This window comes from Palleronia pontilimi, assembly GCF_016412875.1.
Classification (GTDB): Bacteria; Pseudomonadota; Alphaproteobacteria; order Rhodobacterales; family Rhodobacteraceae; genus Palleronia; species Palleronia pontilimi.
In genome coordinates this window covers 431,037-447,876 of sequence record NZ_JAEKPD010000001.1, presented here as the reverse complement: position 1 = coordinate 447,876, position 16,840 = coordinate 431,037, and the positions used below count along the sequence as shown (strand labels likewise).

15 protein-coding genes are annotated in these 16,840 nt (G+C 66.0%); 6 read left to right on the top strand and 9 right to left on the bottom strand.

Annotation, left to right across the window (positions count from 1 at the left end):
- Window positions 1-6 precede the first annotated feature (6 nt).
- Genes ILP92_RS02250 through hslO form a run of 5 tightly spaced genes read right to left on the bottom strand, consistent with a single transcriptional unit; the run spans window position 7 to window position 5,200 of the window.
- Window positions 7-1,842 (bottom strand): ABC transporter ATP-binding protein, encoded by a 1,836-nt coding sequence (locus ILP92_RS02250; protein ID WP_198914721.1) that lies wholly within the window; start codon window positions 1,840-1,842, stop codon window positions 7-9.
- Between the two features lie 50 nt (window positions 1,843-1,892).
- Window positions 1,893-2,474 (bottom strand): LysE family translocator, encoded by a 582-nt coding sequence (locus tag ILP92_RS02245; RefSeq protein WP_198914720.1) that lies wholly within the window; start codon window positions 2,472-2,474, stop codon window positions 1,893-1,895.
- The gene (locus ILP92_RS02240; protein ID WP_368667823.1) at window positions 2,471-3,619 is read right to left on the bottom strand and encodes a CCA tRNA nucleotidyltransferase; all 1,149 of its coding nucleotides are present in this window, start codon (window positions 3,617-3,619) and stop codon (window positions 2,471-2,473) included. The genes ILP92_RS02245 and ILP92_RS02240 overlap by 4 nt, the downstream gene beginning before the upstream one ends.
- Window positions 3,616-4,203, bottom strand: coding sequence for a CoA pyrophosphatase (locus tag ILP92_RS02235; RefSeq protein ID WP_198914719.1), 588 nt, complete (start codon window positions 4,201-4,203; stop codon window positions 3,616-3,618). The genes ILP92_RS02240 and ILP92_RS02235 overlap by 4 nt, the downstream gene beginning before the upstream one ends.
- The gene (hslO, locus tag ILP92_RS02230; RefSeq protein ID WP_198914718.1) at window positions 4,196-5,200 is read right to left on the bottom strand and encodes an Hsp33 family molecular chaperone HslO; all 1,005 of its coding nucleotides are present in this window, start codon (window positions 5,198-5,200) and stop codon (window positions 4,196-4,198) included. Before hslO ends, ILP92_RS02235 begins: the two co-directional genes overlap by 8 nt.
- Before the next feature lie 91 nt (window positions 5,201-5,291).
- Between hslO and ILP92_RS02225 the strand changes: the two genes are divergently transcribed.
- The gene (locus ILP92_RS02225; protein ID WP_198914717.1) at window positions 5,292-5,723 is read left to right on the top strand and encodes an NUDIX domain-containing protein; all 432 of its coding nucleotides are present in this window, start codon (window positions 5,292-5,294) and stop codon (window positions 5,721-5,723) included.
- Here the strand turns inward: ILP92_RS02225 and ILP92_RS02220 are convergent.
- The gene (locus ILP92_RS02220) at window positions 5,708-6,970 is read right to left on the bottom strand and encodes a PP2C family protein-serine/threonine phosphatase (protein WP_235970997.1); all 1,263 of its coding nucleotides are present in this window, start codon (window positions 6,968-6,970) and stop codon (window positions 5,708-5,710) included. The two genes, ILP92_RS02225 and ILP92_RS02220, sit on opposite strands and share 16 nt — an antisense overlap.
- Before the next feature lie 123 nt (window positions 6,971-7,093).
- Between ILP92_RS02220 and ILP92_RS02215 the strand changes: the two genes are divergently transcribed.
- Window positions 7,094-7,408 (top strand): Hpt domain-containing protein, encoded by a 315-nt coding sequence (locus ILP92_RS02215; protein ID WP_198914716.1) that lies wholly within the window; start codon window positions 7,094-7,096, stop codon window positions 7,406-7,408.
- On the opposite strand, the gene ilvA is transcribed toward ILP92_RS02215, so the two are convergent.
- Complete coding sequence (gene ilvA / locus ILP92_RS02210; RefSeq protein ID WP_198914715.1) at window positions 7,405-8,652, bottom strand: threonine ammonia-lyase IlvA; 1,248 nt, start codon at window positions 8,650-8,652, stop codon at window positions 7,405-7,407. The two genes, ILP92_RS02215 and ilvA, sit on opposite strands and share 4 nt — an antisense overlap.
- Before the next feature lie 104 nt (window positions 8,653-8,756).
- Between ilvA and ILP92_RS02205 the strand changes: the two genes are divergently transcribed.
- Window positions 8,757-9,977 (top strand): argininosuccinate synthase, encoded by a 1,221-nt coding sequence (locus tag ILP92_RS02205; RefSeq protein WP_198914714.1) that lies wholly within the window; start codon window positions 8,757-8,759, stop codon window positions 9,975-9,977.
- A gap of 99 nt (window positions 9,978-10,076) precedes the next feature.
- Here the strand turns inward: ILP92_RS02205 and ILP92_RS02200 are convergent, their stop codons facing one another.
- Window positions 10,077-10,493 (bottom strand): DUF7282 domain-containing protein, encoded by a 417-nt coding sequence (locus tag ILP92_RS02200; RefSeq protein ID WP_198914713.1) that lies wholly within the window; start codon window positions 10,491-10,493, stop codon window positions 10,077-10,079.
- 183 nt (window positions 10,494-10,676) lie between these two features.
- On the opposite strand from ILP92_RS02200, the gene msrA reads away from it, so the two are divergent.
- Both msrA and ILP92_RS02190 read left to right on the top strand, forming a co-directional pair.
- Window positions 10,677-11,324: a peptide-methionine (S)-S-oxide reductase MsrA gene (gene msrA / locus ILP92_RS02195; RefSeq protein ID WP_198914712.1), complete on the top strand. Its 648-nt coding sequence runs from the start codon at window positions 10,677-10,679 to the stop codon at window positions 11,322-11,324.
- 47 nt (window positions 11,325-11,371) lie between these two features.
- Entirely contained in the window at window positions 11,372-11,752 is a 381-nt protein-coding gene (locus ILP92_RS02190; RefSeq protein WP_198914711.1) for a rhodanese-like domain-containing protein, read from the top strand.
- Between the two features lie 3 nt (window positions 11,753-11,755).
- Here ILP92_RS02190 and ILP92_RS02185 read toward each other — a convergent pair whose 3' ends face one another.
- Window positions 11,756-14,011, bottom strand: a complete 2,256-nt coding sequence (locus ILP92_RS02185) for an NADP-dependent malic enzyme (protein ID WP_198914710.1) — start codon at window positions 14,009-14,011, stop codon at window positions 11,756-11,758.
- A gap of 128 nt (window positions 14,012-14,139) precedes the next feature.
- Here ILP92_RS02185 and mutS point away from each other — a divergent pair, with 128 nt between their 5' ends.
- Window positions 14,140-16,791, top strand: a complete 2,652-nt coding sequence (gene mutS / locus ILP92_RS02180) for a DNA mismatch repair protein MutS (protein ID WP_438361542.1) — start codon at window positions 14,140-14,142, stop codon at window positions 16,789-16,791.
- The last annotated feature ends 49 nt before the right edge of the window (window positions 16,792-16,840 follow it).

The following is a 16,840-nucleotide window of genomic DNA, read 5'->3' as shown; positions in this document are numbered from 1 at the left end:
CTTACCTTACTCGGCGGCGTCGGAATAGCCCATGAACCCCCCCGATTGCCGATGCCAGTAGCGGGCATAGACTCCGTCCAGCGCCAAAAGCTCGTCATGGGTGCCCTGCTCGACGATGCGTCCCTCTTCCAGCACCACGATGCGGTCCATCCGGGCGATCGTGCTCAGCCTGTGGGCGATCGCCAGGACCGTCTTGCCGTCCATCACCCGCTCGAGCGCGCCCTGGATCGCGGCTTCCACTTCACTGTCCAAAGCACTTGTCGCCTCGTCCAGCACCAAGATCGGCGCGTCTTTTAGGATGGCGCGCGCCAGTGCGATACGCTGGCGCTGCCCGCCACTGAGCTTCACGCCCCGTTCGCCCAGATGCGCGTCGTACCCCTTCCGACCCTTGAAGTCCTGCAGGTCCAGGATGAAGTCGTGCGCCTCGGCCCGCTTCGCCGCCTCGATCATCTCGGCCTCGCTGGCGTCGGGGCGGCCGTAAAGGATGTTCTCGCGCGCCGAGCGGTTGAACATCGCGGTTTCCTGCGTGACCATGCCGATGCGACGGCGCAGGCTTTCCTGCGTGACCTGCTCGACATCCTGTCCGGCCACCAGAACCCTGCCCTTTTCGGCGGAATAGAGCCGCAACAGCAGCGCGACCAGCGTCGATTTCCCGGCGCCGGACGCACCCACTAAGCCCACGCGCTCGCCCTCGTGGATGGTCAGATCCACGCCCTGGATGCCGCCGGTGGCACGACCGTAGGAAAAACTCACTCCGTCGAAGCGGATGTCGCCGCCGCCCGCCAGGTGCGGCGCGTCCGTCGCATCCGTCAGGTCGTGGGGCGGGGTCAACGTCTTCATGCCATCCTCGACCTCGCCCACATTCGCGTAGATGCCCATCAGCGTGAACGACACCCACCCTGTCATCTGGGCGATGCGGATCGACACGGATCCTGCCGCGGCGATGTCGCCCGGGGACGCGCCGCCGCGAGACCACAGCCACAAGGTCCCGCCGATCAGCAGCACCGGCAGAATGCCGGCCACGGCCATCAGCGCGAAGCGGAAGCCCCCCGACAGGATGCCAAAGTCGATCACGCGCTCGCGGAAGGTGGCGATCGCGCCCAGCGCCGCGCGATCCTCGTGGTCTGCATGGGCGAACAGCTTCACGGTCTTGATGTTCGTGATCGTGTCCACCACCTGTCCCGACACCATCGCGCGCGCCGCCGCGCGACCCATGGAACGGCGGCGAATGCGGGGCATGAACCAGCGGATCAGTCCCAGATAGCCCACCAGCCAGACCGCAAGGCCCAGCGCCACCCAGACATTGATGGTGGTCAGCAGCAGGACCGAGCCCACCAGCGTCGCCAGCGCGAAGAACACCACGTTGATGACTTCGGACACGACATCGGTGATCGCGCGGCTGGTCTGCATCTGCTTTTGCGCGATCCGACCGGCGAAATCGTCGTCGAAGAACGTCACCGCCTGGCCCAGGGTCCATCGGTGCAGACGGCTCAGGACCAGCGGGTTCACGTTCGGGTTCACCAGCACCGCGTTGACCATGGCGCTGCTGCCGAAAAGAACCGGGCGCAGGATCACGAAGAAGGCCAGCGCGCCGAGCAGCATGAGCAGGTTATCGCTGAAATAGGCACTGCTTTCCGCGCCCACGACGGAATCCACGATCCAACCCAGGATCAGCGCGGTGACCACTTCGGCCGTTCCTGCGAGGGCCGAAATCAGCGCCGCCACCATGAGCCACGGCCACGACCCCTTCAGCGCCCAGCCCATGAAGGCGGCAAGGCTGCGCGGCGGCGGGCCATCGGCGGGCGCGAAGGCGTCGATTAAGCTGGCTAGTCGGCGGAACATTGATCTTACCTGTGATGACGGGCGGCGGTTCGCAACGACTACCTAGCGCATCAGGCGAAGATCGCCCCCGCGGATAGCGCAAGTGCCGCAGCCATGACGCGCAGGAACAACCGCCAGGCGCGGGCCGATTGCAGCAAAAGGGCCAGCAGGTGCCCCGCCCAGGTCCAGAACAGGCAGACGGCCAGGTTGATGCCTGCGAAGGCCAGCGCCAGGCGCGCGCCCTCGCCCATCGGGCCCAGCCCCGCCGCATAACCGCTGGCCGCCGCCAAGGCCACGGCCCAGACCTTTGGATTGACCCACTGGAACAAGATCGCCTCGACCAGTGTGAAGGGCCGGTCGCGTGCCCCGTCCCGTGGGCGCGACGCGCGGCGGGCCAAGGTCCACGCCATCCACAGGATCCAACCTGCGGCCACGATTTTCAGGGACCATTCCAGCGCAGGAAGCTCCTCCAGGATCGCTCCGATCCCCGCCCCGGTCAGTCCCGCCGTGATCCCGACGCCCAGCGCGACACCCAGGATGTGGGGCACAGTGCGCCGGAAGCCGAAGCGCGCGCCCGAGGCGGTCAGAAGGATCACGTTCGGTCCCGGCGAAAACAGACCGGCGAAGACGAACAGGTAAAGCGGGTCGATCATCCCAGCAGGTCGTCACGGCTCAACGTGAAATCCGACGCGATCCAGCGCTGCTCCATGTCGCGCAAGGCCGCGCCCAGCGCGGGGCCTTCGTAGCGGTCCGTCAGGTCGGACCCGCGGACCGGGAATCGGGCCGCCGCCCCCAACGCGATGCGCGCGTCCAGATCGGCGGGCAGGGGCGCCGCGAAGCTGGCGGCGCGCAGCAACTCGATATCGCGCGCGAACTCGGCGCCGTGGCGCCACGCCAGTTCGGCCACGCCCTGCGGCCCCGCGATGCCGTCCCGCAACACGGCCAGCTGCGCGGCCTGCTTTTTCGACAGCCGCAATCGCCGGGCTGTATCCTCGCCCCCCAAGATCGCCAATCGCCGCACCGGGTCGGCTCCCACGCCTGCCATCCCTTCCAGATGCACCAGCACGGCCAGTCCCGCCGCATCCGCGCCGGGCAGGACGCGCGCAAGAACGCCGCTTTGGGCCATGGCGGCCACCGACGGAGCGGGATCCGGCGCGCCCAGGAGCTTAAGCATTTCGGCCCCGATCCGCTCGGCCGAAAGACGCTCGATTCCGTCCGCACCGGCGGCGCAGGCGGCCAGGGCTTCGGCGTCCAGACCGGCCTCGACATCCCCGTACAAGGCATGGAGTCGGAAGTAGCGCAAGATGCGCAAGTAATCCTCGGCGATGCGGGCGTCGGCATCGCCGACGAAGCGCACGCGGCGCGCCCGCAGATCTGGCAAGCCGCCCAGAGGATCGACGATCTTACCCGCCGCATCCGCGTAAAGGGCATTCATCGTGAAATCGCGCCGCGCGGCGTCGTCCTCGACCCGGTCCGAGAAGGCGACGACCGCGCGTCGGCCATCGGTCTCGACATCGCGGCGGAAGGTCGTCACCTCGAACGGTCTGCCGTCGGCAACCACGGTGACGGTGCCGTGCTCGATGCCCGTGGGGACAGGCTTCAACCCGGCCTTTTCGGCAAGATCAGTGACGCTTTCGGGCCGCGCATCGGTCGCGATATCCACATCGCCGACCGCGACTCCCAGAAGGGCATTGCGGACGCAGCCCCCGACGAAATAGGCCTGATGGCCCGCATCCGTCAGCATCGCCAACACGCCTTGGGCCAGCGGATCGCGCCGCCAGTCGCCATCGACCTTCACGGCGCCAGCCGCCCGGCCAGACCGCGCAGGATCCGGGCGGTCGCACCCCAGATGTAATAGGGGCCGTAGGGCACGGTGAAATAGTACCTGGTCTGTTTGCGCCAATCACGACTTTCGATGGCGAAACGGGCAGGATCAGTGACGAAGTCCAGCGGCACGCGGAACACCTCGGCCACTTCGCCCGGTTCGGGCACTTCTTCGAAGCGGCGGGTGACAAGACCCAAGATCGGGGTCATGGCGTAGCCGGTCACTGTCTGGTGCTCCGGCAACGTGCCCACGACCTCGACCGCGTCGCGCGGCAGTCCAATCTCTTCCTCGGCCTCGCGCAGCGCCGCGTCGGTCGCGTCCACATCGGTATCGTCGATCTTGCCACCGGGAAAGGCGATCTGGCCGGGGTGCTGGCTGAGATGCGACGCGCGCTTGGTCAGGATCAGCGCGCTGGTCTCAAGGCAGACGGGCACCAGGACACCCGCGCCGCGCAAGCGCGGATCACGCGGCGCGGTCGCGGGGTTCAGATCGTAGTCCGACGACGGTCCCGTGTCCCGCGCCAGCGCGGCCGTCAGCCGGGCGCGCCAATCATCCATGCGCGCCCGGATCCACCTCGGCTTCGAACCCCAGCGTCCGGGGATCGAACTCGTAATGCGCGCCGCAGAACTGGCAATCGGCGGTGACCTTGTCATCGTCGGTGGTCATGTGCGCGATGTCCTTGGCCGAATAGATCGACAGGCTTTGGCGCACGCGATCCGCCGAACAGGTGCAACCGAAGCTGACGGGCTGCGCGTCATAGACGCGGGGCTGCTCTTCGTGGAACAGGCGCACCAGCAGGTCCGAGGGCTGGACATGCGGGCCGATCAGCTCGGTCTCTTCCACGGTGTCGAGCAGCAGGTTCGCGCGGCTCCAGTTCTCGGCCTCGTCGCCATCCAGCACGTCGGCCGCCTGCAAAAGGCCCCGGTCGCCCGTGCCGCCCTCACCCCCCGCCATCAGCGGAGACGCCTTGGGCATGTGTTGCAGCATGATGCCGCCCGCCCGCCACGAGCTGTCTTCGCCGGGCAGTTGCGCGCGTCCGAAGGACAGCGCAAACCGGGTCGGCAGCTGCTCGGACTGGGCAAAATATGTCTCGGCGCAAGCCGACAGCGCGTCACCCGCGATCGGCGTGATCCCCTGGTAGGGCTGCGTCCCGTCGCCCTGGTCCAGCAGGACCGCGAAATAGCCCTTGCCGATCTGGCTGAACGGCTTGGAGCCGGTCTGCAACCGGTCGGCATCGTAGCTGGCATAGGCGCGGATCTGCGCCGGGGTGCCGTCGTCCTTGGGCGCGTAATAGTCGGTGGCGATCAGCCGCGCGGGCCCGTCGCCCCGCACCTGCAACGACAGCTTCCAGCGCAGCTTGATGGTCTGGCCGATCAGCGCGGTCAGCAGGGTGGCCTCGGCCACCAGCGCTTCGATCTCGGGCGGGTAGGTGTGCTGCGCGAGCACGTTCTGAAGCGTCTGGTCCAGTCGCGCGACACGGCCGCGGATGTCGGACGCGTCCAGCTGAAAGGGCAGGACCGTGTCGTCCCAGGCAATTTTTTCTCCGATCGTCATGGGCTTCCTTTGACGTGGTCCTCTTGGCATACCGGCCCAATATAGGGCCGCACCCCTCGACCTTGAACCCCAGTGCGAAAGGCACTCCGCGATGCGCCGTTTCGGTAACCCCCCGCTGCCCGACCAGCGCTATACGCACCGACCCGGGGCCTACGCCATCCTGTTGACGGGCGACCGGATCCTGCTGACGGAAACGGACGAGCTTCAATTACCGGGCGGGGGGATCGATCCCGGCGAATCGCCGTTGCACGCGCTGCACCGCGAGGTGTTCGAAGAAACCGGCTGGCGAATTGCGCAGCCGCGGCGCTTGGGGGCCTTCCGCCGCTTCGTCTTCATGCCCGACTACGGCTATCACGCCGAAAAGGTCTGCCATGTCTATCTGGCGCGTCCCACGCGATGCGTCGCCGCCCCATCCGAGCCGGGACACCGCGCCCTGTTCGTGCCCGCCCATTCCGCCCCGATGCACCTTGCCAACGCGGGCGATGCGTGGATCCTGGCGCGTCTGCTTCAGTCGGGTGCGTGAAAGGCGATCACCGCGGCCGACACGTCATCGGGCAGATCCCGGTCGTCGACCAGGCGACTGAGCTCCCACTTCAGGGCATCGAGGAAGCGGGCGCCGGTCCGCGTGTGCTGGCGTTGGATCATGTCCGACAAGCCGTCTTCGTCCAGCATGCCGCCATCGGGATGGGGGCATTCGGTCAACCCGTCCGAATAGAGCAAGAGCCGCTCGCCGGGGGCGAGATCCAATTCGAAATCCTCGTATGTCGCGTTCTCGATCAGGCCGACGGGCATCCCGCCGCCGCCCACGAACCTGGTCCTGCCGTCGGTGTCGATGACGGCGGGATGGGGATGCCCCGCCTGGCAGAAGATCATCTTGCGGGTCTTCAGATCGATCTCGCCGATGACGATGGTGAAGTAGTGCTCGGTGTCGATTTCCTGGATGAACATCGTGTTCAGGCGTTCGCAGATTTCGCTGGGACGCAGCATCGTCAGCCTGTCGCCGTCTTGCTGCAGCGCGACGTTCTGGCCCGGTATGTTGCCGGACAGGGACGCGGACAAACGGGCGGTGATCAGCGCCGAGGCAATCCCGTGGCCCGACACGTCCAGGGAAAAGACGCCCATGCGGTCTTCGGCGAACCGGAATTCGCCCACCAGGTCGCCGCCCACGTGGCCGCTGGATTGCAGCATGTACGACACTGATCCACCGGGAAACTCGGTGGTGCGGCGCGGCACCAGCGACATCTGCAGCTTTCGCGCTTCGATGAGGTCGCGGTTCAGCGATTCGTTCAGCGACCGCATGACCTGCAGCGTGTCGGTCACCATCCGGTTCTTGGCGACCAGTTGCCGCTCGATCGCCAGCAGGCGTTCGCCCGCGGACAGCCGCCCGCGCAGCTCTTCCGCGCTGACCGGCTTCGACAGGAAATCGTCGGCCCCTTCGCGCAGCGCCTTCGCAAGCTCGCCCTTTTCCGATTTCGACGTCAGCACGATGAAATAGACGTAGTTGTCCCGCTCTTTCGCCCGGATCGCGCGGCACAGGTCCAGACCGGTCTGCCCGGACATGATCCAATCGCTCAGCACGATGTCCGGCAGGTCTTCTTCGCACAGCTCCATCGCCCGTTCGGCGCTGTCGGCTTCGACGATCTCGTAACGCTCCGCCTGCAAAGCGCTGCGCAACAGCCTGCGTTGCAGGCGGCTGTCATCCACGATCATCAGCTTGAGCGTCCGATCGGCACCGTGCAAATCGATGGGTGGAATGATCGGTTTGTTCAAAGGGAAACCCGGGACCTGTGCACACTGTCCCTTTGTAGATCCTGGGCCCTTAAGTCGGGGTAAATGCGCGCCATTAATCCGCCCTTAATCGCCGAGCGCCTAAACATGCACGTGGGAGACGCGATGATCGACTGGAGCCGGATACGCGAATTGGACCAACAGCTTGGTCGCGACGACCTGGTCGAAATCTTCGACCTGTTCGTCGAAGAAACCGCGCCGATCGTGACCCGCCTGGGGGCGGCGCTGACCCCCGACCCCGAAGACCTGCATTTCGTGAAGGGCAGCGCCAGCAACCTGGGACTCGAGCATCTTGCGCAGCTGTGTCGGCGCGGCGAGCTGGCCTTGCGAAACCACACGCCCTTCGACACGGGCGCGCTGGAAGACAGCTTCCGCACGGGCTGCGACACGCTTCGGGCGCGCCTGAGCGGGTCGCTCTAGATCAGGAATTCGGACAGCACGACGTCTTCGGTGATGTCCTGGTACGCGAAGTCGGCGGCGTCGAGCTTGCTGAACAGGATCGCGAAGTTCGACGCGTCGTCGGTTTCGATCCCGATCAGGACCGACCCGAAATTGCGCGCCGACTTTTTCAAATATTCGAACCGCGCGATGTCGTCACCGGGCCCCAGCATTTCCAGGAAATCGCGCAGCGCACCGGGGCGTTGCGGCATCCGCAGGATGAAATACTTCTTCACGCCGCCGTAGCGCTGGGCGCGTTCCTTCACTTCCGGCAGACGTTCGAAGTCGAAATTGCCACCCGAGGTCACGCAAACCACCGTCTTTCCCCGGATCGCCGGGCGCAAAGCGTCGAGCACGTCCAGCGCCAGGGCGCCCGCCGGTTCCAGCACGATCCCTTCCACGTTCAGCATCTCGATGATGGTGGCGCAGATGCGATCCTCGGGCGCGATCAGGACGTGGGCAGGATCGACGTCCTTCAGGACCTCGAACGTGCGCTCGCCGATCCTAGCCACGGCCGCGCCGTCCACGAAGCTGTCGACCCGGTCCAGCGTCACCAACGCGCCGCGCGCCAAAGACGCGCTCAGGCTGGCACCGCCCATGGGCTCGACATAGCGGATCTCGGTCTTCGGGGACATATCCTGGAAATAGCGGGTGACCCCCGCGGACAGGCCACCCCCGCCCACCGGCAGGATCAGCATGTCCGGCGGCGTTTCCATCTCGGACAGGATTTCGACGGCGACCGAGCTTTGCCCTTCGATGACGTGCGGATCGTCGAAAGGCGACAGGAAATGCGCGCCCTGTTCCTGGCAGAAGGCCTGCGCGGTGCGCAGCGTGTCGTCGAAATAGTCGCCCACCAGCCGGATCTCGACCGCGTCGCCGCCGAAGGTCCGGGTCTTGTCGACCTTCTGTTTGGGCGTCGTCACCGGCATGAAGATCACCCCGCGCACCCCGAAATGGCGGCAGTTGAACGCCACCCCCTGGGCATGGTTGCCGGCACTTGCGCAAACGAACAGCTGCTGGTCGGGATTGGCATCCAGCGCCTTGCGCATGGCGTTGAACGCGCCGCGGATCTTGTAGGACCGCACCGGGCTCAGATCTTCGCGCTTCAGCCAGATATCGGCGTCGTACTTGTCGCTCAGGTAATCGTTGCGCTGCAGCGGCGTGGCGGGAAACAGGCCACGCAGGCGTGCGGTGACGGCAAGGGCGGTATCGGCAAAGTCGCTCATCGCCAACTCTTGCCTCGTGCGGCGAGGGACGGCAAGGCTGGCTTGCCTCGCATCCCGAAAGGGGCTAGCCCACGCGGCGACTTACGCCACGACGGAGAATTCCCATGTCTGCCCCGAAAAAAGTGGTGCTTGCCTATTCCGGCGGGCTCGATACGTCGATCATCCTGAAATGGCTGCAGACCGAATACGGCTGCGAGGTCGTGACCTTCACCGCCGACTTGGGCCAGGGCGAAGAGCTCGAGCCCGCGCGCGCCAAGGCCGAACAGATGGGTGCGTCGGCCATCTACATCGAGGATCTGCGCGAGGAATTCGTGCGCGACTTCGTGTTCCCGATGTTCCGCGCCAACGCGCTCTACGAAGGGCTGTACCTGCTGGGCACGTCCATCGCGCGTCCGCTGATCTCGAAACGGCTGGTGGAAATCGCCGCCGAGACGGGGGCCGATGCGGTGGCGCACGGTGCCACCGGCAAAGGCAACGACCAGGTCCGGTTCGAGCTGGCGGCCTATGCCCTGAACCCCGACATCAAGGTGATCGCGCCCTGGCGGGAATGGGATCTCAGCAGCCGCACCAAGCTGATCGACTTCGCTGAGAAGAACCAGATCCCCATCGCCAAGGACAAGCGCGGGGAAGCGCCCTTCAGTGTCGACGCGAACCTTCTGCACACCTCGTCCGAGGGCAAGGTGCTGGAAGACCCCGCCGTGGTCGCGCCCGATTATGTCTATCAGCGCACCGTGAACCCCGAGGATGCGCCGGACCAGCCGCAATACGTGGAAGTCGGGTTCGAGCGGGGCGATGCCGTCAGCATCGACGGGCAGGCCATGTCACCCGCCGAGATCCTCACCAAACTCAATGAACTCGGCGGGGCCCATGGCTGCGGTCGGCTGGACCTGGTCGAGGGGCGCTTCGTCGGCATGAAGTCCCGCGGCATCTACGAAACACCGGGCGGTACGCTGCTGCTGGAAGCCCATCGCGGGATCGAGCAGATCACGCTGGACCGCGGGCAGGCGCATCTGAAGGACGAGCTGATGCCGCGCTACGCCGAGCTGATCTATAACGGCTTCTGGTTCAGCCCCGAGCGCGAGATGCTGCAGGCCGCCATCGACCACAGCCAGGCTCACGTCACCGGCACGGTCCGGCTGAAGCTATACAAGGGGTCGGTCAGGACTGTTGGCCGCTGGTCCGATCACAGCCTGTATTCCGAGGCGCATGTGACATTCGAGGACGATGCCGGCGCATACGATCAGAAGGATGCCGCAGGGTTCATTCAACTCAACGCCCTCCGCTTGAAACTGCTCGCCGCGCGCGACCGGCGGCTGAAGAAATAGTTTTGAAAAAGCGGCAGGGGGGTTGCACACACCCCCCTGCCTTGAGCCCACGCCGCCAAATTTTCACAGCACAAGCGACGTAGACCCGTTCCGGGACGCTTATTGGGCGGTGACGACCTGCATCACCAGCTCGCCTTCGGGCTTGATGGGGCCGTCTTCGGTGGCACCCAGCGTGTATTCGAACACGCCGGTTTCCATGCCGCCGTCTTCGGCGTGGACCATCAGCATCAGCATGTCGCCCGATGCCACGTCATCTTGCAGGATCGCGGTGACGGACGTGTTCTCGCCCTTCATCAGCGGGGCATAGCCCACGACCGGACCCGGCTTCATTTCGGCGTCCGTGCGGTGCACGACCATCCAGCCATTCGCGGGCGCGATCACGGCCTCGGCGGTCACTGTTCCGCCCGACACGTCCTGGTCGGCGGCGGTGACGCCGGGTGCCATGGCATGGGCGGCGGCAAAGACGGCGCCGGTCGAGGCCAGGGTAAAGGCGGCGGCGGTGATAAGATTCTTCATTCGAGATCTCCCGATTTTGTTCGATCGCTTGATTGCGATTGCCGGAAGCCACGGAGCGTCGCCGGAAAGAGTTTCAGGATTCCCGAAAAAAATCTCTCGCATCACCCTTGCGTGACAGTGGCGCGTAAATGTTGAAACCGCGCGCCGGGTTGCAGACGTTGGGGGTGAAACAAGGAGTCCGTCATGTCATCCCTCATCCCGTCCCTGAAAACCGCAACCCTTTCGCTGGCGCTTGCCTGCACCGGCGCCGTCACGGCGGCGCAAGCCGACACCGCGCTGGTCGCGGGCGGCTGCTTCTGGTGCGTCGAAGCCGATTTCGAAAAGGTGAAAGGCGTGCAGGAAGTCGTGTCGGGCTTCGCCGGCGGCACCGTCGACAACCCCACCTACAAGCAGGTCGTACGCGGCGGCACCGGCCATCTTGAGGTCGCGCAGATCGAATACGACCCCAACCAGATCAGCTACGAGCGCATCATCGAACTGTTCCTGCGCTCGATCGATCCGCTGGACGCGGGCGGGCAGTTCTGCGACCGGGGCGAAAGCTACACCACCGCCATTTTCGCGCTGGACGATAGCCAGGCGCAGATCGCCAGGCAGGAGGTGGCCGAAGCCGAAGCCGAGCTGGGCCGCAAGATCGTCACGCCGGTTCGCGGCCCCGCCGAATTCTTCCCGGCCGAGGACTATCACCAGGACTACTACAAGGGGAACGACATCGTCCTGACCCGCCGGGGACCGAAGACGATGTCCGAGGCCTACGAGTTCTACCGCGACGCCTGCCGCCGCGACGAGCGCGTGCGCGAGATCTGGGGCGACGACGCGCCTTTCGTGGGCTAGCGTTTTGCGGCGATCCCCCTACTTTCAGAACAACAGGAGGATCGCCCATGAAAACCGAACAGACCGATACGGGAACGCTTGAAACCTGGAGCGTGGACGAGGTCGATGCAGCGCTGAACGCGGGCGACATCGCACTGATCGACGTGCGAACAGCCGCCGAATACACTTTCGAGCATATCGAAGGCGCGTTGCTGGCACCCATGTCGCATTTCCGCGCCGACCGCCTGCCGTCCCAGCAGGGCAAGCGCCTGGTGTTCCATTGCGGCAGCGGCGTGCGCTCGGAAAAAGTCGCGCGCAAATGCCTGGCCGCGGGCATCACCCCGGTCGCCCACATGGAAGGCGGGTTCGGCGCGTGGAAGGCCGCAAAGAAGCCTTACATCACGACCGACATGGCAACCGGCGGCCTGAAAGTCGTCGAAGGCGGCTGACGCTCAGCCGATATCGCCCGCCGCCATGGCCGCCATCGTCAGGATATCGTTCACGTTCGATCCGGTGGACGCGATCTGGACGGGCTTGCGCAGACCCGTCAGGATCGGCCCGATGATGGTGGCGCCCCCCATTTCCTGCATCAGCTTAACCGAGATCGAGGCCGAATGCCGCGCGGGCACGACCAGCACGTTCGCGGGTCCGCTGAGACGACAGAACGGATAATTCTTCATCGCCTTCTCGTTCAGGGCAACGTCCACCGTCATCTCGCCGTCGTATTCGAAATCGACGCCCCGCTTGTCCAGCACGTCGGGAGCGATGTGCATCTTCTCGGCGCGCTCGGACACCGGATAGCCGAAAGTCGAAAAGCTGACGAAAGCCACGCGCGGCTCCAGGCCCAGCGCGCGGGCAACGTCGGCCCCCCGCTCGGCGATATTGGCCAGGTCATGCTGGTCGGGCCATTCGTGGATCAACGTGTCGGCAATCAGCACGATCCGCCCGCCATGCAGCACGGCGGTGATGCCGACCGCGCCGCTTTCGGGGGTCACGTCGAACACCCGGTCGATCAGCTCGATCACCTGGGACGACTTGCGGGTGGCGCCCGTCACCATCCCGTCGGCATGTCCATGGGCCAGCATCAGTGCCGAAAATATGTGCCGATCCCGACCCGCCATGCGGTGTATGTCGGTAGCGTCGAAGCCGCGCCGCTGCAGCCGCTTGTAAAGGAAGTCCTTGTAGCTCGACAGGTGCTCGGTCGTCGCCGCGTTCACGACCTCGATATGGTGCATCGCGGATTCCAGCCCCTCGGCCCTCAGCATCGCGCGGATCTCGGGCTCGCGTCCGACGACGACCGCCTCGCCCATGCCGTTCCGATGATAGGCGATGGCAGCCCGGACCACCCGGATATCGTCGCCTTCCGCGAAGATCATCCGCGCCTGCGCACGGCGCGCGCGGCCATAGATGCCTTCGATGATCGACGCCGTCGGATCCATGCGGGCCTTCAACGCGTGCTCGTAGCCCGGCATGTCCACGATGGGCCGCCGCGCGACGCCCGTATCCATGCCAGCGCGCGCGACGGCGGGCGGGATGCACCAGATCAGGCGCGGATCGAACGGGGTCGGGATGATGTAATCGCGCCCGAACTTCAGCGTGCGGCCGTAAGCCACCGCCACCTCGTCCGGCACGTCTTCGCGCGCCAGGGCGGCCAGCGCCTCGGCGCAGGCGATCTTCATCTCGTCATTGATGGCGCGGGCGTGGATATCCAGGGCACCGCGAAACAAATACGGGAAACCAAGGACGTTATTGACCTGGTTCGGATAATCGCTGCGTCCCGTCGCCACGATGACGTCTTCACGCACCGCGTGCACGTCTTCTGGCGTGATCTCGGGGTCGGGATTGGCCATGGCGAAGATCACCGCGTCCTTGGCCATCGACAACACCATGTCCTGCGTCACCGCGCCCTTGGCACTGACACCCAGGAACACGTCCGCGCCATCCATCGCCTCGGCCAGCGAGCGGCAATCGGTCCGCGCCGCGTGGGCCGATTTCCACTGGTTCATCCCTTCCGAGCGGCCTTGGTAGATCACGCCCTTGGTGTCGCACATGATGCAGTTGTCATGCCGCGCGCCCATGGATTTCAGCAGCTCCAGGCACGCGATCCCGGCGGCCCCGGCGCCGTTCAGAACGATCTTCACGTCCTCGATCTTCTTGCCCGACAGGTGCAGCGCGTTGATCAGTCCCGCCGCGCAGATCACGGCCGTGCCGTGCTGGTCGTCGTGGAAGACGGGGATATTCATTTCTTCCTTCAGGCGCTGTTCGATGATGAAGCATTCGGGCGCCTTGATGTCTTCCAGGTTGATGCCGCCGAAGGTCGGTCCCATCAGCCGCACGGCGTTGCAGAAGGCGTCCGGATCTTCGGTATCCAGCTCGATATCGATGGAGTTCACGTCGGCGAACCGCTTGAACAGGACCGCCTTGCCCTCCATCACCGGCTTGCTGGCCAGCGCGCCCAGGTTGCCCAGGCCCAGCACCGCGGTGCCGTTCGAAATCACCGCCACCAGGTTGCCCTTGTTGGTATAGTCATAGGCCTGCCCCGGCTCGGCCGCGATCCGCTCGCATGGCACGGCCACACCGGGCGAATAGGCAAGGCTCAGGTCGCGCTGGGTCGACATCGGCACCGACGCGGCGATTTCGAACTTGCCGGGGCGCGGCTCCATGTGGAATTGCAGCGCCTCGTCGTCGGTCAGTTTCTTGGGGGCCATGGATCACCTTGTCTGTCGCGTGGCGCATTTGGTGGCACAGTGTCGCGGGACGTTCCACAGCAAAACCGCTCTTCATGCCCCTGCCCGCAGCGGATAGGATGGCCCGACCGCAGCCGGGGGGATGCATGATGAACGTGGCCAAGCCCACAGTCACGCCGATGATGGCACAGTATCTTGGCATCAAGGCCGAGCATGAGGGCGCGCTGCTGTTCTACCGGATGGGCGATTTCTACGAGCTGTTCTTCGACGATGCCGTGTCCGCCGCCGCCGCACTGGACATCGCCCTGACCAAGCGGGGCAAACACGAAGGCGACGATATCCCCATGTGCGGTGTGCCGGTCCACGCGGCCGAGGGCTACCTGCTGACGCTGATCCGCAAGGGCTTTCGCGTGGCGGTCTGCGAGCAGACCGAAGACCCCGCCGAGGCGAAGAAGCGCGGCTCGAAATCCGTGGTCCGGCGCGAGGTCGTGCGCCTCGTCACCCCCGGCACCCTGACCGAGGACACGCTGCTGGACGCGCGCCGCCACAACTTCCTGGCCGCCTTCGCCGAGATGCGCGGCGACGGCGCGGTGGCCTGGACCGATATCTCGACCGGCGAGCTTTCGGTGACCCCCTGCCCGCCCGTCCGCCTTGCCCCGGAACTGGCGCGCCTGTCCCCGCGCGAGGTGCTGTTGTCCGAGGCGCAGGACGCCGATTGGGCAGAAACAGTGACGCAATCGGGCGCATCGCTGACCCCGCTGTCGCGCGCCAGTTTCGACAGCACCAGCGGCGAAAAGCGGCTTTGCGCGCTGTTCGGGGTCAGCACGCTTGACGCGTTCGGCAGTTTCACCCGCCCCGAGATTTCGGCCATGGCCGCGCTGGTCGACTACCTGGAGATCACGCAAAAGGGCAACCTGCCCCTGCTGCGCCCGCCCCGGCGCGAAGAAGCGGGCGCGGCCGTGCAGATCGACGCGGCGACCCGCGCGAACCTGGAACTGACGCGCAGCCTGTCCGGCGGGCGTGCCGGATCGCTGATCGCCGCAATAGACCGCACCGTGACGGCGGGTGGCGGGCGGCTGTTGGAGCGGCGGCTGAACGCGCCGTCGCGCGACCTGTCGCTGATCCGCGCCCGGCACGATGCGGTGCAACACGCGGTGGACGATGCCGCGCTGGCCGAGAAATTGCGTGTCGCGCTACGCCAAATCCCCGACATGGACCGCGCCCTGTCGCGCTTGGCGCTGGAGCGTGGCGGCCCCCGTGATCTTTCCGCGATCCGCGACGGGCTGGCGGCGGCGTCCCGGATCGCGGCGTTTCTGCGCGATGCACCGGACGGGATCCTGCGGGACGCTGCACAGGCGCTGATCGGCCACGACGATCTGGTGGCCCGGCTGGACGAAGCACTGGTGGCCGATCCGCCGCTTCTGTCGCGCGACGGCGGCTTCATCGCGCCCGGTTATGATCCGGACCTGGACGAGGCGCGCACCCTGCGCGACGAAGGCCGTGGCGTGATCGGACGCATGCAAAGCGACTACGCCGCGCAGGCCGCGGTCCCGGCGCTGAAGATCAAGCACAACAACGTGCTGGGCTATTTCGTCGAAGTGACCGCCACCCACGCCAAGCGAATGCTGGCCGATCCGCTGTCGCAGACCTTCATCCACCGCCAGACCACGGCCAACGCGGTGCGCTTCACCACCGTGCCGCTGAGCGAGCTGGAGACCAAGATCCTGAACGCCCGCGACCGGGCGCTGGAGATCGAAAAACGGCTCTATTCCATCCTGGTCGCCGACATCCTGGACCATTCCGGCCCCATCGGCGACGCCGCCCGCGCGCTGGCCGAGATCGACCTGACGACCGCCTTCGCCGATTTGGCCGTCGGCGAAAACTGGTGTCGCCCCGAGATAACGACCGACCAGGCTTTCGAGATCACCGGCGGCCGCCACCCGGTCGTGGAACAGGCGTTGCGCGCCCAGGGCGCCGGGCCGTTCGTGGCCAATGATTGCACGCTGTCGGCCGACGGTCTTGCGGCTCTGTGGTTGCTGACCGGACCCAACATGGCTGGCAAATCGACCTTTTTGCGCCAGAACGCGGTGATGGCGCTGCTGGCCCAGATGGGGGCTTTCGTTCCCGCGCGCGCGGCGCGGATAGGGATGGTCAGCCAGCTTTTCAGCCGGGTGGGCGCGGCGGACGACCTGGCGCGGGGGCGATCAACCTTCATGGTCGAAATGGTCGAAACCGCCGCGATCCTGAATCAGGCGGACGAAAACGCGCTGGTGATCCTGGACGAGATCGGGCGCGGAACGGCGACCTATGACGGATTGTCCATCGCTTGGGCCACGCTGGAGCATCTGCACGACGCCAATCGTTGCCGCACCCTGTTCGCCACTCATTACCACGAGATGACGGCGCTGGCCGACAAGCTGGACCGGGCGCGCAACGCCACGGTGGCGGTCAAGGAATGGCAGGGCGACGTGATCTTCCTGCACGAGGTCCGGCAGGGATCGGCCGACCGATCCTACGGGGTGCAGGTGGCCAAGCTGGCGGGCCTGCCGGATGCGGTGGTGGCGCGGGCCAAGGTTGTGCTTGCGGCGCTGGAAAAGGGCGATGTGGACGGCAAGCGCACGACGCTGGTCGACGATCTGCCCCTGTTTTCCGCGGCGCCCCCGCAGCAGCCGCAGGTGGCCGAGGAACACCCCGCCATCGTGCGACTGACGGATATCCGTCCGGACGAGCTGTCGCCGCGTGACGCGCTCGACCTGATCTACGAATTGCGGGACTTGGCGCGAAGCGGGCCGACGCGCTAGCTCAAGGCTGCGCCGGAGCGGATCCGGCGCAGCCGATCACCTGCGCGCG